General features: G+C 65.7%; 16 protein-coding genes and 1 pseudogene. 4 read left to right on the top strand and 13 right to left on the bottom strand.

The window, feature by feature from the left end:
• From E4L98_RS24225 to E4L98_RS24180, 10 genes are all read right to left on the bottom strand, one after another.
• A partial coding sequence (locus tag E4L98_RS24225; protein ID WP_229257546.1) for a CheR family methyltransferase occupies window positions 1-813 on the bottom strand: 813 nt, incomplete at its 3' end.
• Entirely contained in the window at window positions 810-1,268 is a 459-nt protein-coding gene (locus E4L98_RS24220; RefSeq protein WP_135204100.1) for a chemotaxis protein CheW, read from the bottom strand. The genes E4L98_RS24225 and E4L98_RS24220, both read right to left, overlap by 4 nt.
• A gap of 13 nt (window positions 1,269-1,281) precedes the next feature.
• On the bottom strand, window positions 1,282-3,096 hold the full coding sequence (locus tag E4L98_RS24215; protein WP_135204099.1) for a methyl-accepting chemotaxis protein: 1,815 nt from the start codon (window positions 3,094-3,096) through the stop codon (window positions 1,282-1,284).
• 68 nt (window positions 3,097-3,164) lie between these two features.
• Window positions 3,165-4,958, bottom strand: coding sequence for a methyl-accepting chemotaxis protein (locus E4L98_RS24210; protein ID WP_135204101.1), 1,794 nt, complete (start codon window positions 4,956-4,958; stop codon window positions 3,165-3,167).
• Window positions 4,959-5,046: 88 nt separating this feature from the next.
• On the bottom strand, window positions 5,047-6,279 hold the full coding sequence (locus E4L98_RS24205) for an argininosuccinate synthase (protein ID WP_135204098.1): 1,233 nt from the start codon (window positions 6,277-6,279) through the stop codon (window positions 5,047-5,049).
• Window positions 6,280-6,297: 18 nt separating this feature from the next.
• The gene (argF, locus tag E4L98_RS24200; RefSeq protein WP_135204097.1) at window positions 6,298-7,221 is read right to left on the bottom strand and encodes an ornithine carbamoyltransferase; all 924 of its coding nucleotides are present in this window, start codon (window positions 7,219-7,221) and stop codon (window positions 6,298-6,300) included.
• A gap of 132 nt (window positions 7,222-7,353) precedes the next feature.
• Entirely contained in the window at window positions 7,354-10,182 is a 2,829-nt protein-coding gene (locus E4L98_RS24195; RefSeq protein WP_135204096.1) for an ATP-binding protein, read from the bottom strand.
• 122 nt (window positions 10,183-10,304) lie between these two features.
• Window positions 10,305-11,207 (bottom strand): ribosome small subunit-dependent GTPase A, encoded by a 903-nt coding sequence (rsgA, locus tag E4L98_RS24190; protein WP_135204095.1) that lies wholly within the window; start codon window positions 11,205-11,207, stop codon window positions 10,305-10,307.
• Window positions 11,204-11,545: a 4a-hydroxytetrahydrobiopterin dehydratase gene (locus E4L98_RS24185; RefSeq protein ID WP_135204094.1), complete on the bottom strand. Its 342-nt coding sequence runs from the start codon at window positions 11,543-11,545 to the stop codon at window positions 11,204-11,206. Before E4L98_RS24185 ends, rsgA begins: the two co-directional genes overlap by 4 nt.
• Window positions 11,542-12,813 carry a M48 family metallopeptidase gene (locus E4L98_RS24180; protein WP_135204093.1) on the bottom strand — a complete coding sequence of 424 codons (1,272 nt, stop codon included), beginning with the start codon at window positions 12,811-12,813 and terminating at the stop codon, window positions 11,542-11,544. The genes E4L98_RS24185 and E4L98_RS24180 overlap by 4 nt, the downstream gene beginning before the upstream one ends.
• A 55-nt stretch (window positions 12,814-12,868) precedes the next feature.
• On the opposite strand from E4L98_RS24180, the gene orn reads away from it, so the two are divergent.
• Window positions 12,869-13,465: an oligoribonuclease gene (gene orn, locus E4L98_RS24175; RefSeq protein ID WP_135204092.1), complete on the top strand. Its 597-nt coding sequence runs from the start codon at window positions 12,869-12,871 to the stop codon at window positions 13,463-13,465.
• 74 nt (window positions 13,466-13,539) lie between these two features.
• Entirely contained in the window at window positions 13,540-14,400 is an 861-nt protein-coding gene (locus tag E4L98_RS24170) for an alpha/beta hydrolase (protein ID WP_135204091.1), read from the top strand.
• A 219-nt stretch (window positions 14,401-14,619) separates the two neighbouring features.
• Here the strand turns inward: E4L98_RS24170 and E4L98_RS24165 are convergent, their stop codons facing one another.
• From E4L98_RS24165 to E4L98_RS24155, 3 genes are all read right to left on the bottom strand, one after another.
• Complete coding sequence (locus tag E4L98_RS24165; RefSeq protein WP_135204090.1) at window positions 14,620-15,495, bottom strand: cupin-like domain-containing protein; 876 nt, start codon at window positions 15,493-15,495, stop codon at window positions 14,620-14,622.
• Window positions 15,496-15,558: 63 nt separating this feature from the next.
• On the bottom strand, window positions 15,559-16,887 hold the full coding sequence (locus tag E4L98_RS24160) for an Nramp family divalent metal transporter (RefSeq protein WP_135204089.1): 1,329 nt from the start codon (window positions 16,885-16,887) through the stop codon (window positions 15,559-15,561).
• A 61-nt stretch (window positions 16,888-16,948) separates the two neighbouring features.
• Window positions 16,949-17,638: a UPF0149 family protein gene (locus E4L98_RS24155; RefSeq protein WP_135204088.1), complete on the bottom strand. Its 690-nt coding sequence runs from the start codon at window positions 17,636-17,638 to the stop codon at window positions 16,949-16,951.
• Between the two features lie 64 nt (window positions 17,639-17,702).
• On the opposite strand from E4L98_RS24155, the gene E4L98_RS24150 reads away from it, so the two are divergent.
• Together E4L98_RS24150 and E4L98_RS24145 are read left to right on the top strand one after the other, a co-directional pair.
• Window positions 17,703-18,683 carry a serine/threonine protein kinase gene (locus E4L98_RS24150; protein WP_229257545.1) on the top strand — a complete coding sequence of 327 codons (981 nt, stop codon included), beginning with the start codon at window positions 17,703-17,705 and terminating at the stop codon, window positions 18,681-18,683.
• 96 nt (window positions 18,684-18,779) lie between these two features.
• Window positions 18,780-19,420: pseudogene (locus E4L98_RS24145) on the top strand (hypothetical protein); the annotation flags it as partial.

Raw genomic sequence — 19,420 nt, 5'->3', positions numbered from 1 at the left:
GGCAGAACTGACCCCGGATTTGGCGGTTTCTTTCTGCAGGCCGAAGGCTTGCGAGTAGGGCAGGGGCGTGAAGCCGTGGCGGCAAAATGACGGGACTTCGGCGTAGCCGGCGAACAGCAGGCCGTCGTCCTGCAGCAGCATTTTCAGGCGCGCGATGGCGGCCTTGGTGGTCGGCTTGTCGAAGTAGATCAGCAGGTTGCGGCAGAAGATGACGTCGTAAAAGTGCGTGCGCGTGTTCAGGTCGAATTCGAGCAGGTTGCCCTGGCGGATGCGCACCTGTTTGCGGATCGCGTCGCTGATGCGGTATTCGTTGGCGCCGATTTCGCTGAAATGCAGGTCGCGGAACGTCAGGTCCTGCGCGCGGAAGGCGTTGCGGCCATATACGCCGCCGCGGGCGCGCTCGACGCAGCCGGGGCTGATGTCGTAGGCGTCGATCATGAAGTTCTGCGGCGGCACGCCGGCGTCGGTCAGGACCATCGCCATGGTGTAGGGTTCCTCGCCGCCCGCGCACGGAATCGAGAGGATGCGCACCAGCCGGTTGGCGTCGGCCGCCAGCCGCGCGCGCACGAAGTCGGTGGCGGCGTTGAAGGCCTGCGGGTCGCGGTAGAACCACGATTCCGGCACCACCACCAGTTCCACCAGCGCGGTCAGTTCCTCCGGCGTCATCTGTTCCAGGTAGTTGTCCTGGCTGCGCACGCCGGTGACCTCCATGCGGTTATGGATGGCGCGGTCCACCACCTGCCGCGACAGATTCAGGCCGGTGGCCTCGCGCAGCATGTTCTGCGCCGCCGACATGTTGCTGCTCATGTTCATGCCGCCGCTCCGTCGGACTGGAACAACAGTGCGCGCAATTGCACCGGCAGCAGTTGTTCCAGTTCGACCAGCTGCAGCATGCCTTGCGCGTCGCTGGCCACCTGGCCGAGGAAGGGCGCGGCCTGCACGCCGCTGTCGCGCAGCTGATCGTCGCGCACGTCCTGCACGCCCAGCACGCGCTCGGCACGCAAGCCGAGCTGGTGATGCACGCCGTCCGGACCCGCATAGTCGCTGATGATGATGCGGGTGTCGAAGTGATCGGGACCGCTGGCCAGGCCGGCGGCGCGATTCAGGTCGATCACCGGCACCGAGGCGCCGTGCAGGTTCATGATGCCGGCCACCGCGTCCGGCGCCAGCGGCAGCCGCTTGAGTTCCACCAGCGGCAGCACGCGCACCACGTCGCGCAGGCGCAGGCCGTAGCGGTCGGCGCCGATGTGGAAGATGAGGAGTTTCATGGCGCCCGCCCGGTTATACCGCCACCGCGAAGTTGGCGACGCTGGTCTGCAGGTCGCCGGCCGCGTACTGCAGCTGGTGCACCGCCTCGCTGGTGGCTTTCAGCGATTCCACCGTCTGCTGGGTGGCGTCGTTCAGCTGCATCATGGTGGCGGTGATCTGCTCGGCGCCCACCGCCTGCGACTGCATGCCCTGCAGCACGGCGTCGAACTGCGGCGCCAGTTTCTGCACCTGGTCCATCACGCCCGACAGCTGGTCGGTCACCTGGCGCACTTCGCCCACGCTGCGGCGGATCTCTTCGGAGAATTTGTCCATGCCCATCACGCTGGCCGAGACGGCCGACTGCATTTCCTTCAGCATCTGTTCGATGTCCCAGGTGGAGACCGAGGTCTGGTCGGCCAGGCGGCGGATTTCGGTGGCCACCACCGAGAAGCCGCGGCCCGCTTCGCCGGCCTTTTCCGCCTCGATCGCGGCGTTCAGCGACAGGATGTTGGTCTGGTCGGCCACCTTGGTGATGGTCAGCAGCACGCTGTTGATGTTGGACGCCTTTTCCGACAGCGCCGCCAGCTTGGCGTTGATCGAGTCGGTGGCGGCCACCATGTGCTGCATGGTGCCGTCCATGCGCTTCAGGTTGGCCTGGGCGTCGGCGGTGGCGCTGGTGGTGTAGTCGGCCACCGAGGTGGCTTCTTCCATGGTCTTCAGCAGCTGCGAGGTGTTGGCCGAGATTTCCTTGGTGGTGCTCAGCACTTCGACGCTGGTCTGCGCCTGTTCGATGCCGGTGGCTTCCTGCTGCTTGGCCGAGGCGGCGATCTCGGTGGCCGAGGTGGTGACCTGGATGCCGGCCTTCTGCACGTTGTTGAGCAGCGCGCGCAGGTTTTCGAACATGCGGTCCAGACCCGCCGCCAGCCGGCCGATGGCGTCGTCGCCCTCGACGGTGATCTTGCCGGTCAGGTCGCCGGCGGCCGCCTTCGACACCACGCCCAGCAGCGAGTCGACCTTGGCGCGCAGCGCGTTGGAGGTGGCCAGTTCCTTGGCCAGATTGTCCTGGATCGCCTGCGCCATGCGGTTGAATTCGGTGGTGACGTTGCCCAGTTCATCGCTGGACAGCACCTCGGCGCGCGCCGACTGGTCGCCGGCGGCGATGCGGTTGACGGCCTGGGTCAGGTTGTTCAGCGGCGCCAGCAGCGAGCGCACCAGCTGCCAGGCGATGGCCATCGACAGCACGATGCAGGCCACGCCGCCGCCGGTCAGGATCATGCGCATCACTTCCTGCAGCCGGTCGGACGCCTGCGAGCGCTCGGCCAGCAGCTTGCGCTCCTCGGCCGCCGCTTCGGCCATCGATTTATAGATTTCGCTGACGCCCGAGGTGTTGCGCGACAGCGGGCCGGTGCGGCCCATGGCGTCGGCGGCGCCGGGCTTGTCGCCCAGTTCCTGGCGCAGCTTGAGCTGCGATTCGATCACTTCGCCGCTCCACACCCGCACCATCTGCTCGAGCTTGCGGAAGCGCGCCACCTGCGACGGATTGTCGGCGGTCAGCCGCTGCAGCTCGGCCACGGAGGCCGGCAGGTCGATCATTTCCTTGCGGGTGCGCTCCAGCCGGTCCTGGGCGCCGGTCAGGTAGTAGCCGCGCGCCTCCACCTGCACCTGCAGCAGGTCGTTGCGCAGCTGGTCGATGGCCTGGATCACGTCCAGCGAATGGCGGTCCCAGGCGTTGGCGTCCGACAGGCTGTTGAAGCGGTTGTAGGCAATCGACAGCAGCACCAGGATGATGGCGAGGATGGCGCTGAAACTGAAGTACAGTTTTTTCTTGATACTCAAGTGGTTGAACATTTCTTCTCCAGGACCGGCGGGACGCCGTTGCACGCGGCATTGTCCCACACCGGCCATATTTGTGGTATTCAGGTCGACACGGCAAAGGTGGCGACGCTGCTTTGCAGCCCGCCGGCCGCATATTGCAGCTGGTGGACCGCCTCGCTGGTCGATTTCAGCGACTCCACGGTTTGCTGGGTGGCGTCGCTCAACTGCATCATGGTTTCGTTGATCTGGGCAGCGCCGACGGCTTGGGACTGCATGCCCTGCAGGACTTGATCGAACTGCGGCGCCAGTTTCTGCACCTGGTCCATCACGCCGGACAGTTGATTGGTCACCTGGCGCACTTCGCCGACGCTGCGGCGTATCTCTTCGGAGAACTTGTCCATGCCCATCACGCTGGCCGAGACGGCCGACTGCATTTCCTTGAGCATCTGTTCGATGTCCCAGGTGGAGACGGAGGTTTGGTCTGCCAGCCTGCGGATTTCCGTGGCGACGACGGAGAATCCGCGTCCCGCCTCGCCGGCCTTTTCGGCCTCGATGGCGGCGTTCAGCGACAGGATGTTGGTCTGGTCGGCCACTTTGGTGATTGTAATCAGAACGCTGTTGATGTTGCTAGCTTTTTCCGACAGCGCGGCCAGTTTTGCGTTGATCGAGTCGGTGGCGGTGACCATGTTCTGCATGGTGCCGTCCATGCGCCGCAGGTTGGTCTGGGCGTCGGCGGTGGCGTGGGTGGTGTAGTCGGCCACCGTGGTGGCGTCCTCCATGGTCTTGACCAGCTCCGTGATGTTGGCCGAGATCTCCCGGGTGGTGCTGAGGATTTCGACGCTGGTCTGCGCCTGTTCGACGCCGGTGGCCTCCTGCTGCTTGGCCGAGGCGGCGATCTGGGTGGCCGAGGTGGTGACCTGGATGCCGGCCTTTTGCACGTCGTTGAGCAGCGTGCGCAGGTTGTCGAACATGCGGTCCAGGCCCGCCGCCAGCCGGCCGATGGCGTCCTCGCCTTCGACCGTGATCTTGCCGGTTAAATCGCCGGCGGCCGCTTTCGACACCACCGCGAGCAGCGCATCGACCTTGGCGCGTAGGGCATTGGTGGTGGCCAGTTCCTTTTCCAGGCTGTCCTGTATCGACTGCGCCATCTGGTTGAAGGCCGAGGATACCTGGCCCAGTTCATCGCGCGAGCTGACTTCCACCCGGGCGCCCTTGTCGCCATGCGCGACGCGCTCGACCACGGCGCTCAGGCGCACCAGCGGCGCCGCAAGCGCTGACGACAGCAGGCCGCCGATCAGCAGTGCCAGCAACACGCACAGCGCGCCGCCGGCGGTCAGCACCAGCAGCATGGCGCCGGACAAGCCGCTGGAGGTCTGGGTGCGGATGTCCAGCAGGCGGTTTTCCTCGTCGGTGATCTCGCGTATCTGTGCGCGCGCTTCGGCCACCATGGCGGTGCCGCTCAGGACGTCGGCGGCGTTGGTGGCCTGGGCGCTGGCACGGCGTCGTTCCACCTGCGCGTGGACCACGGTGTTGAGCCAGTTGTCGATGAATGGCGTCAGGCGCTTCAGGCGTGCCTGCTGGCCGGGATTGTCCGAAGTGAGGCGGGTGATTTCGGCCAGGTGGCGGCGCATGGTGTCTTCTTCCGCGGCCAGCGCACGGATGGTGCGTTCGTCGCCGGTCAGCAGATAGCCGCGCGCGGCGCTCTGGATCTGGACCAGCGAGGTCTCGATCTGGTTCGCTTCCAGCAGCACTTCCAGCGTGTGCCGGTCCCACATGCTGGCGCTGGATAGCTTGGTGAAATTGGTGTAGGCAGAGATCAGCAGCAGCAGGATGATGGCGATGATGGCGCCAAAGCCGCTCGCGAGTTTTTTCTTGATACTGAGGTCTTTAAGCATCGCCACGCTCCACTCATGATCAGGACGTGGGTGCAATGTATCAAAAAAAAGGCCGCTCAGCGAGCAGCCTTATTGTGGCGTGACGGGATTACTGGCCGCGCTTCAGGCGCGCATTGGCGGCGATGCGCATGCGCAGGGCATTCAGCTTGATGAAGCCACCGGCGTCGGCCTGGTTGTAGGCGCCGCCGTCGTCATCGAAGGTGGCGATGGTGGTATCAAACAGGGAGTCGGTCTTGGAGTCGCGCGACACCACGATCACATTGCCCTTGTAGAGCTTCAGCCGCACCCACCCGTTCACGTTCAGCTGCGTGTGGTCGATCAGGGTTTGCAGCGCGACGCGCTCCGGCGACCACCAGTAGCCGTTGTAGATCAGCGAGGCGTAACGCGGCATCAGGTCGTCCTTCAGGTGCGCCACTTCGCGGTCCAGGGTGATCGATTCGATGGCGCGGTGGCCCTTCAGCATGATGGTGCCGCCCGGGGTTTCGTAGCAGCCGCGCGACTTCATGCCGACGTAGCGGTTTTCCACCAGGTCCAGACGGCCGATGCCGTGCTTGCCGCCCAGGCGATTCAGTTCGGTCAGCACCGCGGCCGGCGACAGGCGCACGCCGTTCAGCGCGACGATGTCGCCTTTTTCGTATTCGAGGTCCAGGTACTCGGCTTCGTCGGGCGCCTTTTCAGGGCTGACGGTCCAGCGCCACATCGATTCCTCGGCTTCCGCGCTCGGGTTCTCCAGGTGGCGGCCTTCGAACGAGATGTGCAGCAGGTTGGCGTCCATCGAGTACGGCGCGCCGCCGTTCTTGTGTTTCATGTCGATGGCGATACCGGCGTCTTCGGCGTACTTCAGCAGTTTTTCGCGCGACAGCAGATCCCATTCGCGCCACGGCGCGATCACTTTCACGCCCGGCTTCAGCGCGTAGGCGCCCAGCTCGAAGCGCACCTGGTCGTTGCCCTTGCCGGTGGCGCCGTGCGAGATGGCGTCGGCGCCGGTCTCGTTGGCGATCTCGATCAGGCGCTTGGCGATCAGCGGACGCGCGATCGAGGTGCCCAGCAGGTATTCGCCTTCGTACACGGTGTTGGCGCGGAACATGGGGAACACGAAGTCGCGAACGAATTCTTCGCGCACGTCGTCGATGTAGATGTTTTCCGGCTTGATGCCGAACTTCAGCGCCTTGGCGCGCGCCGGTTCCAGTTCCTCACCCTGGCCGAGGTCGGCGGTGAAGGTGACGATTTCGCACTTGTAGTTATCCTGCAGCCATTTCAGGATGACGGAGGTATCGAGGCCGCCCGAGTAGGCGAGGACTACTTTTTTAATGTCGCTCATGATTGATCCCAGTTGAAATTACTTGTTATGCAGGCGGCCGAGGAGCAGGTACTCGATCAGCGCCTTTTGAATATGCAGGCGGTTCTCCGCCTCGTCCCATACCACCGACTGCGGGCCGTCGATGACTTCCGCCGAGACTTCCTCGCCGCGGTGGGCGGGCAGGCAGTGCATGAACAGCGCGTCCGGTGCGGCGCGCGCCATCTTGGCGCTGTCCACGATCCAGCCGTCGAAGGCTTTCAGGCGGGCGGCGTTTTCCTCTTCGTAGCCCATGCTGGTCCAGACGTCGGTGTTGACCAGGTGCGCGCCCGCGCAGGCGTCGGACGGGTTGGCGAAGAAGGTGAAGCGGTCGGTGGAGACCAGCGACATGTCCATCTCGTAGCCGTGCGGCGTCGAGACGTTGACGTGGAAGCCGAACACCTCGGCCGCCTGCAGCCAGGAATACAGCATGTTGTTGGCGTCGCCGACCCAGGCCACGGTCTTGCCGGTGATCGAGCCGCGGTGTTCGATGTAGGTGAAGATGTCGGCAAACACCTGGCACGGATGATGTTCGTTGGTCAGGCCGTTAATCACCGGCACGCGCGAATTGGCGGCGAAGCGCTCGATGATCTCCTGGCCGAAGGTACGCACCATGATGATGTCGCACATGCGCGACATGACCTGGCCGGCGTCTTCCACCGGCTCGCCGCGGCCGAGCTGGGAATCGCGGGTGTTCAGGTAGATGGCGGCGCCGCCCAGCTGGTGCATGCCGGCCTCGAACGAGAGGCGGGTGCGGGTGGAATTCTTGTCGAACACCATGACCAGGGTGCGGTCGATCATCGGGTGGTAGATCTCGTAGTTCTTGAACTTGCGCTTGATGACGTGGGCACGTTCGATCACGTACTCATACTCGTCCAGCGTGAGGTCGGAAAACTGCAGGTAGTGCTTGATCGGTTTGGTAGACATATTGGTATCGTGCATTTGAGCTGGCCGAGGAGGATGCCTGGCCGGCTTAACCGACTAATTATAAAGGCAATTTGGCCGATCGGGCGAATTGCCGCGGATTATCCTGTCTATACAAATGGTGGCCGGATGGCGTTAGTGGTAGATCTGCGGCGCGGCCGGCAGCTTGTTTTCCGGCGCGGTCAGCGGCAGGTCGAGGGTGAAGGTGGTGCCCTGCGGCGAAGTGTGGACGGCGATCTGGCCGCCCATCAGCGAGGTGACGATGTTGTAGCTGATCGACAGTCCCAGCCCGCTGCCGCCCTGTCCCAGCTTGGTGGTGAAGAACGGGTCGAAGATGCGCGACACGTGTTCCGGCGCGATGCCGCTGCCGTTGTCGCGGAAGCTGACGGTGACGCGGCCGTCCGCCGGTGGCTGCGCGCGCAGCCACATGCTGCCGCCGCCGGCCGCGAATGCGTGCAGCAGGGCGTTGTTGATGAAGTTGGCGATCACCTGGCCGTAAGGACCGGGGTAGCTGTCGAGCGCGATGTGGTCGGGGACGTCCACCTCGATGCGGTGGCTGGAGGCGCGGATACGGTTCATCATGGTGGCGATCACTTCCTGCGAGACCTGCGCCAGGTTGAATTCGCGCCGCTGCTCGGTGGTCCGGTCGACCGCCACCTGCTTGAAGCTGTTGACCAGGCCGGCCGCGCTGGTCAGGCCGCGCATCACCAGTTCGTGCGCCTTGCGGGCATCGTCCAGGTAGGCCGCCAGCGCCGAGCGTTTCAGGCCGGCGCCGTTCATCTGCGCTTCCAGTTCCTCGGTCTTTTGCAGCAGGGTGCTGGCGATCAGCAGGCTGTTGCCGATCGGCGTATTCAGCTCGTGCGCCACACCCGCCATCAGTGCGCCCAGCGCGGCCAGCTTTTCCTGCGACACCAGCTGGGTTTGCGCATCCTTCAGCTGGCGGTAGGCTTCGGCGTTGTCGAGCGCGATGGCGCCGTAGGCGCACAGGGTGCGGAAGATCAGCCGTTCGCGCTCGCCATAGGCGTGCGCCTGCAGCGACTGCACCGTCATCACGCCGAGAATGCGCTCGCCGACGCGCAGCGGCACGTACAGCGCGCTGGCCATCACTTGCGTGCCCGGCGCCAGGAAGATGTCTTCCGGGCCGGCGTCGGCGACGTAGATCTCGGCGCGCTCGCGCAGGCTGCGGGCGGCGTTGGCGCGCGGGTTGCCGATGTCGATGGTGTTGCCGGCCAGCGGCTGGCCGTTCTCGACGCCGAACACGCGGCTGATGGTGTCGCAGCCCGGATCGCACATGTAGATCGCCAGCGAATTGGCCGGCAGCAGCGCCTGCACGTGGCGGTTCAGCGCCTGGAACACGGCGGCGGCGTCGAGGTGGGTGGTGATCTCCTGGCCGATGGCGGACAGGCGTTCCAAGGTGGTGGTGGTCTGCTGCAGCAGCTGCACGCGGCGCGCCTCGGCGTCGGCCAGCTGGCGATGGTGGCTGCTCTCGGCGCGCGCCTGTTCGGTCTGGTGCTGGACCTGCATGGCGATGGCGCGGTTGGTGGCGTCCTGGCTGTGCGTTTTCTGGCGCGCGGCGGCCGCCAGCTGCGCCGAGGCGTAGGCCTTCTGGTAATCGCCGATCAGCGCGTATTCGCGCGCCAGCGCGTCGTGCAGGTCGGCCGGCAGGGTGTAGCCGTTGATGTGGCCGGCCACGGCCAGCGCCTGGTGCAGGAAGTGCAGCGTGGGATTGGCCTCGGTCATGCCGGCCGGCGCCGGCAGCGCATGGCGCAGGTGGATCAACGATATCACGCGCAGCGCCGCCACGTGGTTGTACATATTGTTCTGTTCCTGCGCCAGTGCGGCCGCGCGTTCGGCTATGGCCAGCGCTTCCTGCGGCCGTTCGAGGAAGCACAGCGCGTGCGCCTGGCCGCGCCGCGAGATGGTCTGGAAGTCGGCGTGGCGCAGGGCGTCGGCGCGCTGTTCCAGCTTGCGGAAGGCGTCCAGCGCGGCGTGGTATTCGCCGCGGTCGAGCGACAGGTCGCCCAGGTAGTGCAGCGCGGTGGCGTAGCTGCGCGCGCCCGACAGCGGTGCCAGGATCAGCAGCGCTTCCTGCAGCAGCTCGGCGGTGGCTTCCAGCCGGCCCAGGCGGCGCATAGTGTCGGCGGTGTGCATCAGGCAGGCGCCGATGCTGCGCGGCCAGCCGGTGGGGCGCGCCAGTTCGAGCGCGGTTTCCATCCACTGCAGCGCCGCTTCGTGGTCGTTGAGGATGGTGAAATCGAGGCCGATGTTGATGGCGGCGGTGATCGCCATGCGCAGCTGGCCGGTTTCCAGCGCCGCTTCGTAGCAGTGCAGGTAGTGGCCGGAAGCGGCGCCGAAGTCGCTGGCCTGGCTGGCGGCCAGGCCGTAGTAGTCGTAAATCCAGCTGGCCACGGCCGGCTGCTGTTCTTCTTCGCGCGTAAAGCGCTGCGCCCAGCGCTGTTGCGCGCGGGGCAGGTCGTGCAGCACGCTCCAGCGGGCGTTGACGGCGTCGGCGATGGCGCAACGCTGGACATCGCCGGCGGTGCGGGCGTGGGCCGCCATGTATTCCAGCTCGGCTTCGGCGCGCGCATGGTCGCCGCCGTCGATGGCGACCCAGGCGCGCAGCCAGTGGGCGTCGGCCTGGCCGATGTTGTCCTGCAGGCGCGCGTAACGTTCGCCGGCGCGCGCGGCCTGTTCATCGGCGGCCGCCAGCTTGCCCTGCAGCCAGGTGGCCTCGGCCTGGACCAGCTGGAAGCGGGCGGTCAGCGCTTCCGCCTGTTCCCGGCGCAGCGCGGTGGCGGCCAGCAGCGTCAGGCCTTCCGCCGCCAGTTCCAGCGCGCGCGGGGTGTCGCGCTGGCGCAGCTGCCAGGCCAGCGCTGCCAGCACCGGCAGGCGCGCGTCACCGCGCAGGGCGGGCAGGGCTGCCTCCCAGTCGGCCAACACGTCATCCAGCGCGAACATGTCCATCGTCATCCTCGGACCGCGCGCCGCAGCAAAGGTTGGGCTGCTGAATGAAACGCACGGCTACTTGCCTTCAAGAATTATAGCCGCCAAATCCGGCTTGTGCGCACGCCATCAAAATTGTTTTTTTAGTACAGGGTCTGGGACGATTCGTGCAGCAGCTGGGCGTACAGCTGGTGGCGCATGCGGGTGATCTTGCCTTCCTCGACGGCGGCCAGCACCGCGCATTGCGGTTCGCTCAGGTGACGGCAGTTGTAGAACTTGCAATGGCCGAGGTAGGGTTCGAATTCGACGAAGGCGCGTTCCAGCATGCCCTCGCTCAAATGGTAGAGGCCGAACTCCTGGAAGCCGGGCGAGTCGATGATGCTGGCATCCGGGCCGAGCTCGTGCAGGTGGTACAGCCGGGTGAAGGTGGTGGTGTGCTTGCCGGTGTCCAGCGCGGCCGAGATTTCACGGGTGGCGATGGCGGCCTCCGGCACCAGCAGGTTGATCAGCGAGGATTTGCCCATGCCGGACTGGCCGATCAGGATCGACGATGCGCCGGCCAGCAGCGGTTTCAGCGTGGCCAGCGTTTGCTCGGGCTGGGCGGTGGCCGAGACTTCGTGCACCGGGTAGCCGAGCGCGGCGTACGGCGCCACGCGCTCGCGGGTGCGCGCCAGCGCGTCCACCACGTCGACCTTGTTGAGGATCAGGTGGGCCTCGATGCCGGCCGCCTCGGCCGCCACCAGCGCGCGCGAGACCAGGTCGTCGGTGAAGCCGGGTTCGGTGGCCACCACGATGAACAACTGCGTCAGGTTGGCGGCCAGCAGCTTGGATTTGTACTGGTCGGAGCGGTAGAGCAGGGTCTTGCGCTCTTCGATCTTGTCGATCACGCCCTGGTCGGGCGAGGTCAGGGTGATGTGTACGAGGTCGCCGACGGCGACGTTGGTTTTCTTGCCGCGCGTGACGCATTGCAGTTTCTGGCCGTCGGCCTCGGCCAGATAGTGGCGGCCGTGGGCGGCGATGATGGTGGCGGTTTTCTTCTGGCTCATGCGCCCGCCTGCTGGTACAGCGCGTCGGCCTTGGCGGCGCAGATGAAGTCGTTGTCGCTCAGGCCGTGGGCCGAGTGGGTGGTGTAGCGCAGCACGCAGTGATTGTAGTTGACGGTCATTTCGGGGTGATGGTCTTCGTTATGGCTGAGGTAAGCCACGGCGTTGACGAAGGCCATGGTGCGGTAATAATTCTTGAAAGGGTAGCGGCGGACCAGCTGGCCGTCTTCCAGCGCCCAGTCTGGCAGCAGGGCCAGCAGGCGCGCCGCCCGCTCCGGCGCCAGCGGCGCCGTGGTCGGGCGGCTGTGCGCGCTCAGCAGGTCGGCCAGGCTGGCGATCATGATGCGGCCGCCAGGTTCAGGTGACGGATGCGCACGCTGGCCGGCGGGTGCGAGTCGTAGAAGGCCGAGTGCAGCGGATCGGGCGTCAGGGTGGCGGCGTTGTCCTCGTACATTTTGACCAGCGCCGAGACCAGATCGCGCGCGTCGGTGTGCCTGGCGGCGAAGGCGTCCGCTTCGAATTCATGCTTGCGCGAACCGATCGAGGTCAGCGGGTTGAACAGGAAGGTGAACACGGGCAGTGCCAGCATGAACAACAGCAGCGCCATGGCGGCATTGCTCTGGCCGGGCAGGGTCAGCGGGTTGACGCCCAGGCCGTCGTAGAACCACGGCTGGGTTTTCAGATAGCCGAGCAAAGCCAGGAAGCCGAGCGAGATGGCGAACATCATGGCGATGCGCTTGATGATGTGCTTGAGCTTGAAGTGGCCCAGTTCGTGCGCCAGCACCGCCTCGATCTCGTGCGGCTGCAGGCGCGCCAGCAGGGTGTCGAAGAAGACGATGCGCTTGTTGGCGCCGAAGCCGGAGAAGTAGGCGTTGCCGTGGGCGCTGCGCTTGGAGCCGTCCATCACGAACAGGCCCTTGGAGGCGAAGCCGACGCGCTGCATCAGGCCTTCGATGCGGGCCTTCAGCGACTGGTCTTCCAGCGGCGTGAACTTGTTGAACAGCGGCGCGATCACGGTCGGGTACAGCACCATCATCAGCAGCTGGAAGCCGCTCCACACCAGCCAGGTGTACAGCCACCACAGGTCGCCGGCCTTGTCCATCAGGGTCAGCACCACCCAGGCCAGCGGCAGGCCGATGGCGGCGCCCAGCAGCGCGCCCTTGAGCATGTCGGCGAAGAACAGGCCCTTGCTCATCTTGTTGAAACCGAAACCTTGCTCCAGGCGGAACTGCTTGTAGTAGTCGAACGGCAGGTCGATGATGCCCGAGATCAGCGCGAACGCGGCCAGCAGGGCCAGCTGGTAAGTCATGCCGGGACCGGTGACGGCATAGATCTGCACCGACAGCCACTGCAGGCCGCCCAGCAGGGTGAAGCCGATCAGCACCAGGGTATTCACCAGCAGGGTCAGCAGCCCGTACTTGGTGCGCGCGATGGTGTAGTCGGCGGCTTTCTGGTGGGCCGACAGGGGTATCTTTTCCGCAAATTCGGCCGGCACGGCGCCGCGGTGGGCCAGTACGTGGCGGATATGGCGCGAGGCCAGCCAGAAGCGCACCAGCAGCGTCAAAATGATAAAAGATACGAACAAAATCGAAAACGCGAGTGAATACATTCTATGCCTGTGAGAAAATGGCGGATTCGGATTAATTAGCCCAGAGAAGAGAATTATGTCACAAGCTACTGATTTGCCAGAAGGTTCGGCAGCCGCGCCGGCCACGCCGCGCCAGAATGAATTCAACCTGGTGTGGGTGGACATGGAGATGACCGGCCTGGAGCCGGACACCGACCGCATTATCGAAGTGGCCATGATCGTCACCGACATGCACCTGAACATTCTGGCCGAAGGCCCGGTGTTTGCGATCCACCAGTCGGACGCCACGCTGGACGCGATGGACAACTGGAACAAGGGCACCCATGGCCGCTCGGGCCTGATCGACCGCGTGAAAGCGTCGACCGTGACCGAGGCGCAGGCCGAGGAAGAACTGATCGCCTTCATGAAGCAGTGGGTGCCGAAGGGCAAGGCGCCGATGTGCGGCAACACCATCGGCCAGGACCGCCGCTTCATGGTGCGCTACATGCCCAAGCTGGAAGCGTTCTTCCACTATCGTAACATCGACGTGTCGACCCTGAAGGAACTGGGCAAGCGCTGGAAGCCGGAAATGGTGGCCGGCTTCAAGAAGCACCAGATGCACACCGCGCTGGCCGACATCACCGAGTCGATCGAAGAGCTGAAGTATTACCGCGAGCATTTCATCAAGCTGTAAGCGCCGTGCTGTAGCGCACGGTAAGGCCGCCAGGGCTGGGCTAGAGTAGGACATCTCCACCGCAACCTGTGCCCATGCGACGCTCCACCTTTCTTTTGCTTGCTGCCGCGCCGCTGGTGCTGGCGGCCTGCTCGCCGCTGAAGACGCTGAATGCCTTGTCTCCGGGCACCGGCTACCAGCGTATTGCCGACCTGGCCTATGGGGACGGGCCGCGGCGCAAGCTGGATGTGTATCGTCCCAGCGAAGCGCGTGGAGCGGCGCCGGTGGTGGTGTTTTTCTACGGCGGCAACTGGGTCGGCGGCGAGCGCGCCGACTATGCTTTTGTGGGCCGCGCATTGGCGGCCCGCGGCATCGTGACCGTGATTGCCGACTACCGTTTGTATCCCGAGGTCAGCTATCCCGACTTTCTGCGCGATGCGGCGCAGGCGGTGGCATGGGCGCGGCGTGAGGCCGCGCGCTACGGCGGCGATCCCGGGCGCCTGTTCGTGATGGGGCACAGCGCCGGCGCCTACAACGCCGCCATGATCGCGCTGGATGAACGCTGGCTGGCTGCGCAAGCCATGTCGCCCTCTCAGTTGCGCGGCTGGATAGGGCTGGCCGGTCCCTATGATTTCCTGCCTATAGAAAATCCGACCACCAAGCCGGTATTCCATTTTCCCGACACGCCGGCGGAATCGCAGCCCATCCATCAGGTCGGCGCCGCGGCGCCGCCGGCCCTGCTGATTGCGGCGCGCAAGGATAAGCTGGTCGATCCGGCCCGCAATACCGGCCACCTGGCCGCCGCGCTGCGGGCGCAGCACACGCCGGTGCGGGAACTGTATTACGACAAGGTCAGCCACACGACGCTGGTGGCGACCATCGCCGTGCCGCTGCGCTGGCTGGCGCCGACGCTGGACGACGTGGCCGCGTTCGTTCAGGCGCCGCCCGCACGCTGAACCGCCCGCCCCTTTGTCATCTCGAAATATCATTTCGCAAATATTTTCATTTTGCGAAATCATGTCCGACATCCTGAAATCCGGTCCGCCGCCGCTCAAGAACGGCGCCGCTGGCCACGCTTGGCAACCAGCCGTAGTTCGCCACCGGCGGCACCTCGCCGAGCGGCAGCGGCCGGAGTTACTATGGCGTGTACCTGATCCGCCCGAACTGGCTGTCGACTAGGCGCTGCGCAAGGCGAACGGCACGCCGCGCGCCCAGCGGTTGGACGACAGCGAGAAGGTCAGCGCGCGCACCTGGTGATACCAGCCGGCCGGCACGTACAGCATGTCGCCCGGCTGGACGATCACTTCGATCATGGTGGCCTGGCGCGCCAGCGGGAACTGCGCGTAGTCCGGCGCTTCCGGATCGAACGGCGAGCCGAATAGAATCGGGTTGGCTTCGCGCGGCGACAGGAAGGCGTCGTGGTGCGGCGGCGCCAGGAAGATGCGCTTGGTGCCCCAGATCTGGGCGAAGATGTTGTCGTCGAAATCGCAGTGCAGCGGCGTGACGGTGCCGGCGGGACCGATCCAGAAGCGCGGCGGGCCGATCTTGTCGAAGTAGGCCGGCCAGTGGCACATATTGTTCAACTCGCGCAGTTCGAGGTTGCCCAGATAGGGCGGCAGCCCCTCGGCGCGCTCGGCCGCGTCGAGGTACTCGCCCATGGTCATGTCCTGCATGGCGCGGTCGGGCGCGAACGCGGTGCCGATGTAGTCGCCGACGCGCGCACGCACGTGCAGCTGGCTGTATTGCTCGCGCAGGATGGCGGGCGAAGCCTTGGTCAGCGGCCAGCGGCCGACGATGCCGTCGATCAGGAACGGCAAACCTTGCGCGGCACGGGCGCGGAACGCCGCCGCGTCCAATGCCCTCGGGCGTGGCACCGCGCTGATGGCGGGCAGGGTGCGCGCGTGCTGCTTGATCGCCTCGCGCATGGCGTGAATGGAGCTGACGCCGCGCATCTGCGCATCGCGCTGCTCGCGCGCGTGTTTCTTTGCGGCGGCTGCCTCCGGCGACAACACAATGCGCGGCGGCAACCGGTTCGGTACTTCTCTGGACATAGACCTTCCTTGCTGGGGGCGTCTATTTTACGCCAAGATCGATGCCCGGTCGGGCGGACGCGATCAGGACAGTGCCTGCCACACCAGCCAGACGTTGGCGGCCGAGATGACCGCGAACAGGAACCACGACAGCGCCGTGGTCCACCAGGCGTTGACGAAGTTGCCCATGATGCGGCGCTGCGAGGTCAGGCTCACCAGCGGATACATGGCGAACGGCAGCTGCATGCTCAGCACCACCTGGCTCAGCACCAGCAGCTTGCCGACCGAATGCTCGCCCAGCACCAGCACGCCGATCATGGCCGGGATCAGCGCCAGCCCGCGCGTGATGGCGCGCCGCTGCCAGCACGGGATCTTCATTTTCAGGAAGCCTTCCATGATCACCTGGCCGGCGATGGTGCCGGTGAAGGTCGAGCTCTGACCCGAGGCCAGCAGCGCCAGGCCGAACAGGATGGCGGCCAGCGCGGTGCCGGCCACCGGTTCCAGCAGCCGGTAGGCGTCGTCGATGTCGAGCACGCGGTCATTGCCGGGCTGGTGGAAGGCGGCCGCCGCCAGCACCAGGATGGCGCCGTTGATCAGCAGGGCCAGCAGCAGCGAGACGATGGTGTCGATGCGCGACAGGCCGATCGCCTGCTGTTTGGCGCTGTCGTTGTGCGACACCACGCGCGTCTGCACCACCGAGGAGTGCAGGTACAGATTGTGCGGCATCACGGTGGCGCCGAGGATGCCGATCGCCAGGTACAGCGGCTCGCGCTGCGACACCGCGCTCAGCGACGGCACCAGTCCGGCCGCCACCGCGTGCCAGTCGGGGCTGACGAACACCAGCTCCGCGAACAGGCAGATGGCCACGGTCAGGATCAGGCCCAGCACGATGGCTTCGACCTGGCGGAAGCCTTTGCCCTTCAGGCCCAGCACGATCAGGGTATCGAGCGCGGTCAGCGCCACGCCGACCGGCAGCGACACGCCCAGCAGCAGCTTAAACGCCAGCGCGCAACCGAGCACTTCGGCCAGGTCGCAGGCGATGATGGAAATCTCGGCGAAGCCCCACAAGGTCTTGCCGACGGCGGGCGCATACTGCTCGCGGCAATGCACGGCCAGGTCCTTGCCGGTGACGATGCCCAGCCGCATGCTCAGGCATTGCAGCACGATCGCCGCCAGGCTGGACAGCACCACCACGAACAGCAGCTGGTAACCGAACTGCGAGCCGCCCTGGATCGCCGTGGCCCAGTTGCCCGGGTCCATGTAGCCGACCGAGACCAGCAGGCCCGGGCCGGCGAAGCGCAGGATTTTTTTCCAGAACGGATCGCTTTCCGGCACCGTGACGGTGCCCGCGACTTCGGAGGGGCAGAACGGCGCGGTGGCCGTGGTGGGCAGCTTGAACGGAAGGGAAAACATAGGCATCCTGCAACGACGATGCCCAAATTTTACTGTAGAAAGACGGACTCGTCTCTCCGCCTTAGGATTCGGCGCCGTGGCACTTCTTGAACTTCTTGCCGCTGCCGCAAGGGCAATCGTCGTTGCGGCCGACCTTGGGTTCGTCGCGCTTGACCGTCTCCACCGCGGCCTTGCGGCGCGGCAGCCAGAACTTGTAGATATTGGGCAGGTTGGCTTCCAGCTCCAGCGCCAGCTTGTGGGCCTTGACCGGATCTTCCACCAGCGGCAGTTCTTCCTCTTCGATTTCGTCGGCGCCCAGCAGGTAGATCGGGCGCATCAGGTCGCCGGCTTCGGAATCCCAGATCGGGTCCCACGAGCCGGGGCGCAGTTCCATGCCTTCCCAGAAGCCCCAGCACCAGGCCTCGGCGTTGATCAGGGTCTGGCCCTCGTGTTCGTGCTCGACGAACAGCGGTTCGAATTCCTTCGGCGCCACTTCAAACGTCACCAGCACTTCGTTCATGAAGCGCATGATCAGGCCGGTGATGCGCTCGGCTTCCTTTTCGTGCTTGAACTGCGGCACGTCGCTGTCCTCCTTGCCCCAGACTTTCTGCAGCCATTCGGCCGGCATGATGGTTTCCGGGCCGATGGCGATGGCGGTCAGGTAGCCATGCAGCATGTCCATGGTCATGGCGTCTTCCGGGGTGCGATCGGACAGCAGGAAGTTGTCCAGTTCGTCGAATTCTTTTTCGCTCAGTGGCTGATCGAGTTGCATAACGTGCTCTTTTTATTTGGGGGAATGCGACAGTATACACGCCGCGCCCCGTACAATGGCGCTTATGACTGCACCCCATCCTTACTCCGAGTTGAGCCCCGACTGCGTGCTCGACGCCCTCGACAGCATCGGCTTGCGCGGCGACGGCCGCCTGCTGGCGCTGAACAGCTATGAAAACCGCGTCTATCAGGTCGGCATCGAAGACGACAAGCCGGTGGTGGCCAAGTTTTACCGGCCCGGCCGCTGGAGCGACGACGCCATCCTGGAAGAACACGCGTTCAGCCAGGAACTGGCCGCCGCCGAGATTCCGGCCGTGCCGCCGCTGGCGCTGCACGGCCGGACGCTGCACCACTTTAACGGCTTCCGCTTTGCCGTGTTTGAACGCCACGGCGGACGCGCGCCCGAGCTCGGCGATCCGGCCGTGCTGGAGTGGACCGGCCGCTATATCGGCCGCATCCACACCGTCGGCGCGGCGCGGCCGTTCCTGCACCGGCCGGCGCTGGGCATTGCCAGCTTCGGCCACGAACCGTGCGAGTTCTTGCAGGCCAACGGCTTCATCCCGGACGACCTCAAGCAGGCCTACGCCGCCATCACCCGCCAGGCGCTGGACGGCGTGCAGCGCTGCTACGACCGCGCCGGCGCGCTGCCGCTGCTGCGTTTGCACGGCGATTGCCACGGCGGCAACGTGCTGTGGACCGACGCCGGCCCGCATTTCGTCGATTTCGACGATGCCCGCATGGGCCCGGCCATCCAGGACCTGTGGATGATGCTGTCCGGCGAGCGCGCCGAGCAGGTGCGCCAGATGGGCGACATCCTGGCCGGCTACGAGGATTTCTGCGCATTCAACCCGCGTCAGATGCACCTGGTGGAGGCGCTGCGCACGCTGCGCCTGATCCATTACTCGGCCTGGCTGGCGCGGCGCTGGGACGACCCGGCTTTCCCGGTGGCTTTCCCGTGGTTCAACACCCAGCGCTACTGGCAGGACCGCATCCTCGAATTGCGCGAGCAGGTGGCGCTGATGGACGAGCCGCCGTTGCCAATCTGAGAAATGGCGGGGTTTTCCGCGTCTGCTTGGGGCTAGGCGGCGGTCCGCTCGCGATGATAATGAGAGCTCGGCAATCTCTTTCTAGCGAGAAATCTCATGCAAGCACAACTGGCCCACCACGACGACACCGATCTGCTCCCGCTGCCCATGGTCTCCGTGCAGGAAGGGGATGAGGCCGGCACCGCCGTGCCGCGCGCGGCGATGGAAATGAAGGCGATCCAGGAAGCCATCGCCCGCGTCGAAGCCGAAGCCAAGGCCGCCTGTGCCGCCGAAAGCCGCGCCAGCGCCGAAGCGCGCGCCCGCGCGCTGGCCGAAGACCGCGCCGCCATGGACGCCGCCGCCGCCGCCGTCGCGCTGCAGAACGCGCAGGCGTCGGAAGAGGCCATCGCCGCCAACCGGGAACGGCTGGAATCGCTGCGCGCCGCCGCCCAGGCCAGCGTCGCGCGCCTGGAAGCGGTCAAGCAGGAAACCGCCGAACTGCGCGCCCGCGCCGAGGCCGACAACCAGATCCGCAAGGCGGCCGAAGAACGCGCCAGGGCCGAAGAGGAAAGCCGCAAGCGCGCCCATGAGCAGATCGCCACCGAGGCGGAATTGGCCCAGCAGGCGTCGCGCGCCGCCGCCGAGCTGCAGGCGCAAACCGAACAGGCCCGCCTGCAGGCCGCCGAGCGCGTGGCCGCCGTGCAGGCCGCCAAGGAAGAGGTGGTCGGCATCGCCAGCGCCGACGCGCGCGTGGCCAC

The sequence above is a fragment of the Duganella callida genome (assembly GCF_004614165.1).
GTDB lineage: Bacteria > Pseudomonadota > Gammaproteobacteria > Burkholderiales > Burkholderiaceae_D > Rugamonas > Rugamonas callida.
Note: the sequence above shows the minus strand (reverse complement) of the source record. Positions and strands in the feature narration are given on the sequence as shown.

Bases quoted from the DNA above. Each gene is read 5' to 3' on its own strand.
- E4L98_RS24220 (WP_135204100.1), bottom strand. From the start codon at position 1,268: ATGAAACTCCTCATCTTCCACATCGGCGCCGACCGCTACGGCCTGCGC.
- E4L98_RS24215 (WP_135204099.1), bottom strand. From the start codon at position 3,096: ATGTTCAACCACTTGAGTATCAAGAAAAAACTGTACTTCAGTTTCAGC.
- E4L98_RS24210 (WP_135204101.1), bottom strand. From the start codon at position 4,958: ATGCTTAAAGACCTCAGTATCAAGAAAAAACTCGCGAGCGGCTTTGGC.
- E4L98_RS24205 (WP_135204098.1), bottom strand. From the start codon at position 6,279: ATGAGCGACATTAAAAAAGTAGTCCTCGCCTACTCGGGCGGCCTCGAT.
- argF (WP_135204097.1), bottom strand. From the start codon at position 7,221: ATGTCTACCAAACCGATCAAGCACTACCTGCAGTTTTCCGACCTCACG.
- E4L98_RS24195 (WP_135204096.1), bottom strand. From the start codon at position 10,182: ATGGACATGTTCGCGCTGGATGACGTGTTGGCCGACTGGGAGGCAGCC.
- rsgA (WP_135204095.1), bottom strand. From the start codon at position 11,207: ATGAGCCAGAAGAAAACCGCCACCATCATCGCCGCCCACGGCCGCCAC.
- E4L98_RS24185 (WP_135204094.1), bottom strand. From the start codon at position 11,545: ATGATCGCCAGCCTGGCCGACCTGCTGAGCGCGCACAGCCGCCCGACC.
- E4L98_RS24180 (WP_135204093.1), bottom strand. From the start codon at position 12,813: ATGTATTCACTCGCGTTTTCGATTTTGTTCGTATCTTTTATCATTTTG.
- orn (WP_135204092.1), top strand. From the start codon at position 12,869: ATGTCACAAGCTACTGATTTGCCAGAAGGTTCGGCAGCCGCGCCGGCC.
- E4L98_RS24170 (WP_135204091.1), top strand. From the start codon at position 13,540: ATGCGACGCTCCACCTTTCTTTTGCTTGCTGCCGCGCCGCTGGTGCTG.
- E4L98_RS24165 (WP_135204090.1), bottom strand. From the start codon at position 15,495: ATGTCCAGAGAAGTACCGAACCGGTTGCCGCCGCGCATTGTGTTGTCG.
- E4L98_RS24160 (WP_135204089.1), bottom strand. From the start codon at position 16,887: ATGTTTTCCCTTCCGTTCAAGCTGCCCACCACGGCCACCGCGCCGTTC.
- E4L98_RS24155 (WP_135204088.1), bottom strand. From the start codon at position 17,638: ATGCAACTCGATCAGCCACTGAGCGAAAAAGAATTCGACGAACTGGAC.
- E4L98_RS24150 (WP_229257545.1), top strand. From the start codon at position 17,703: ATGACTGCACCCCATCCTTACTCCGAGTTGAGCCCCGACTGCGTGCTC.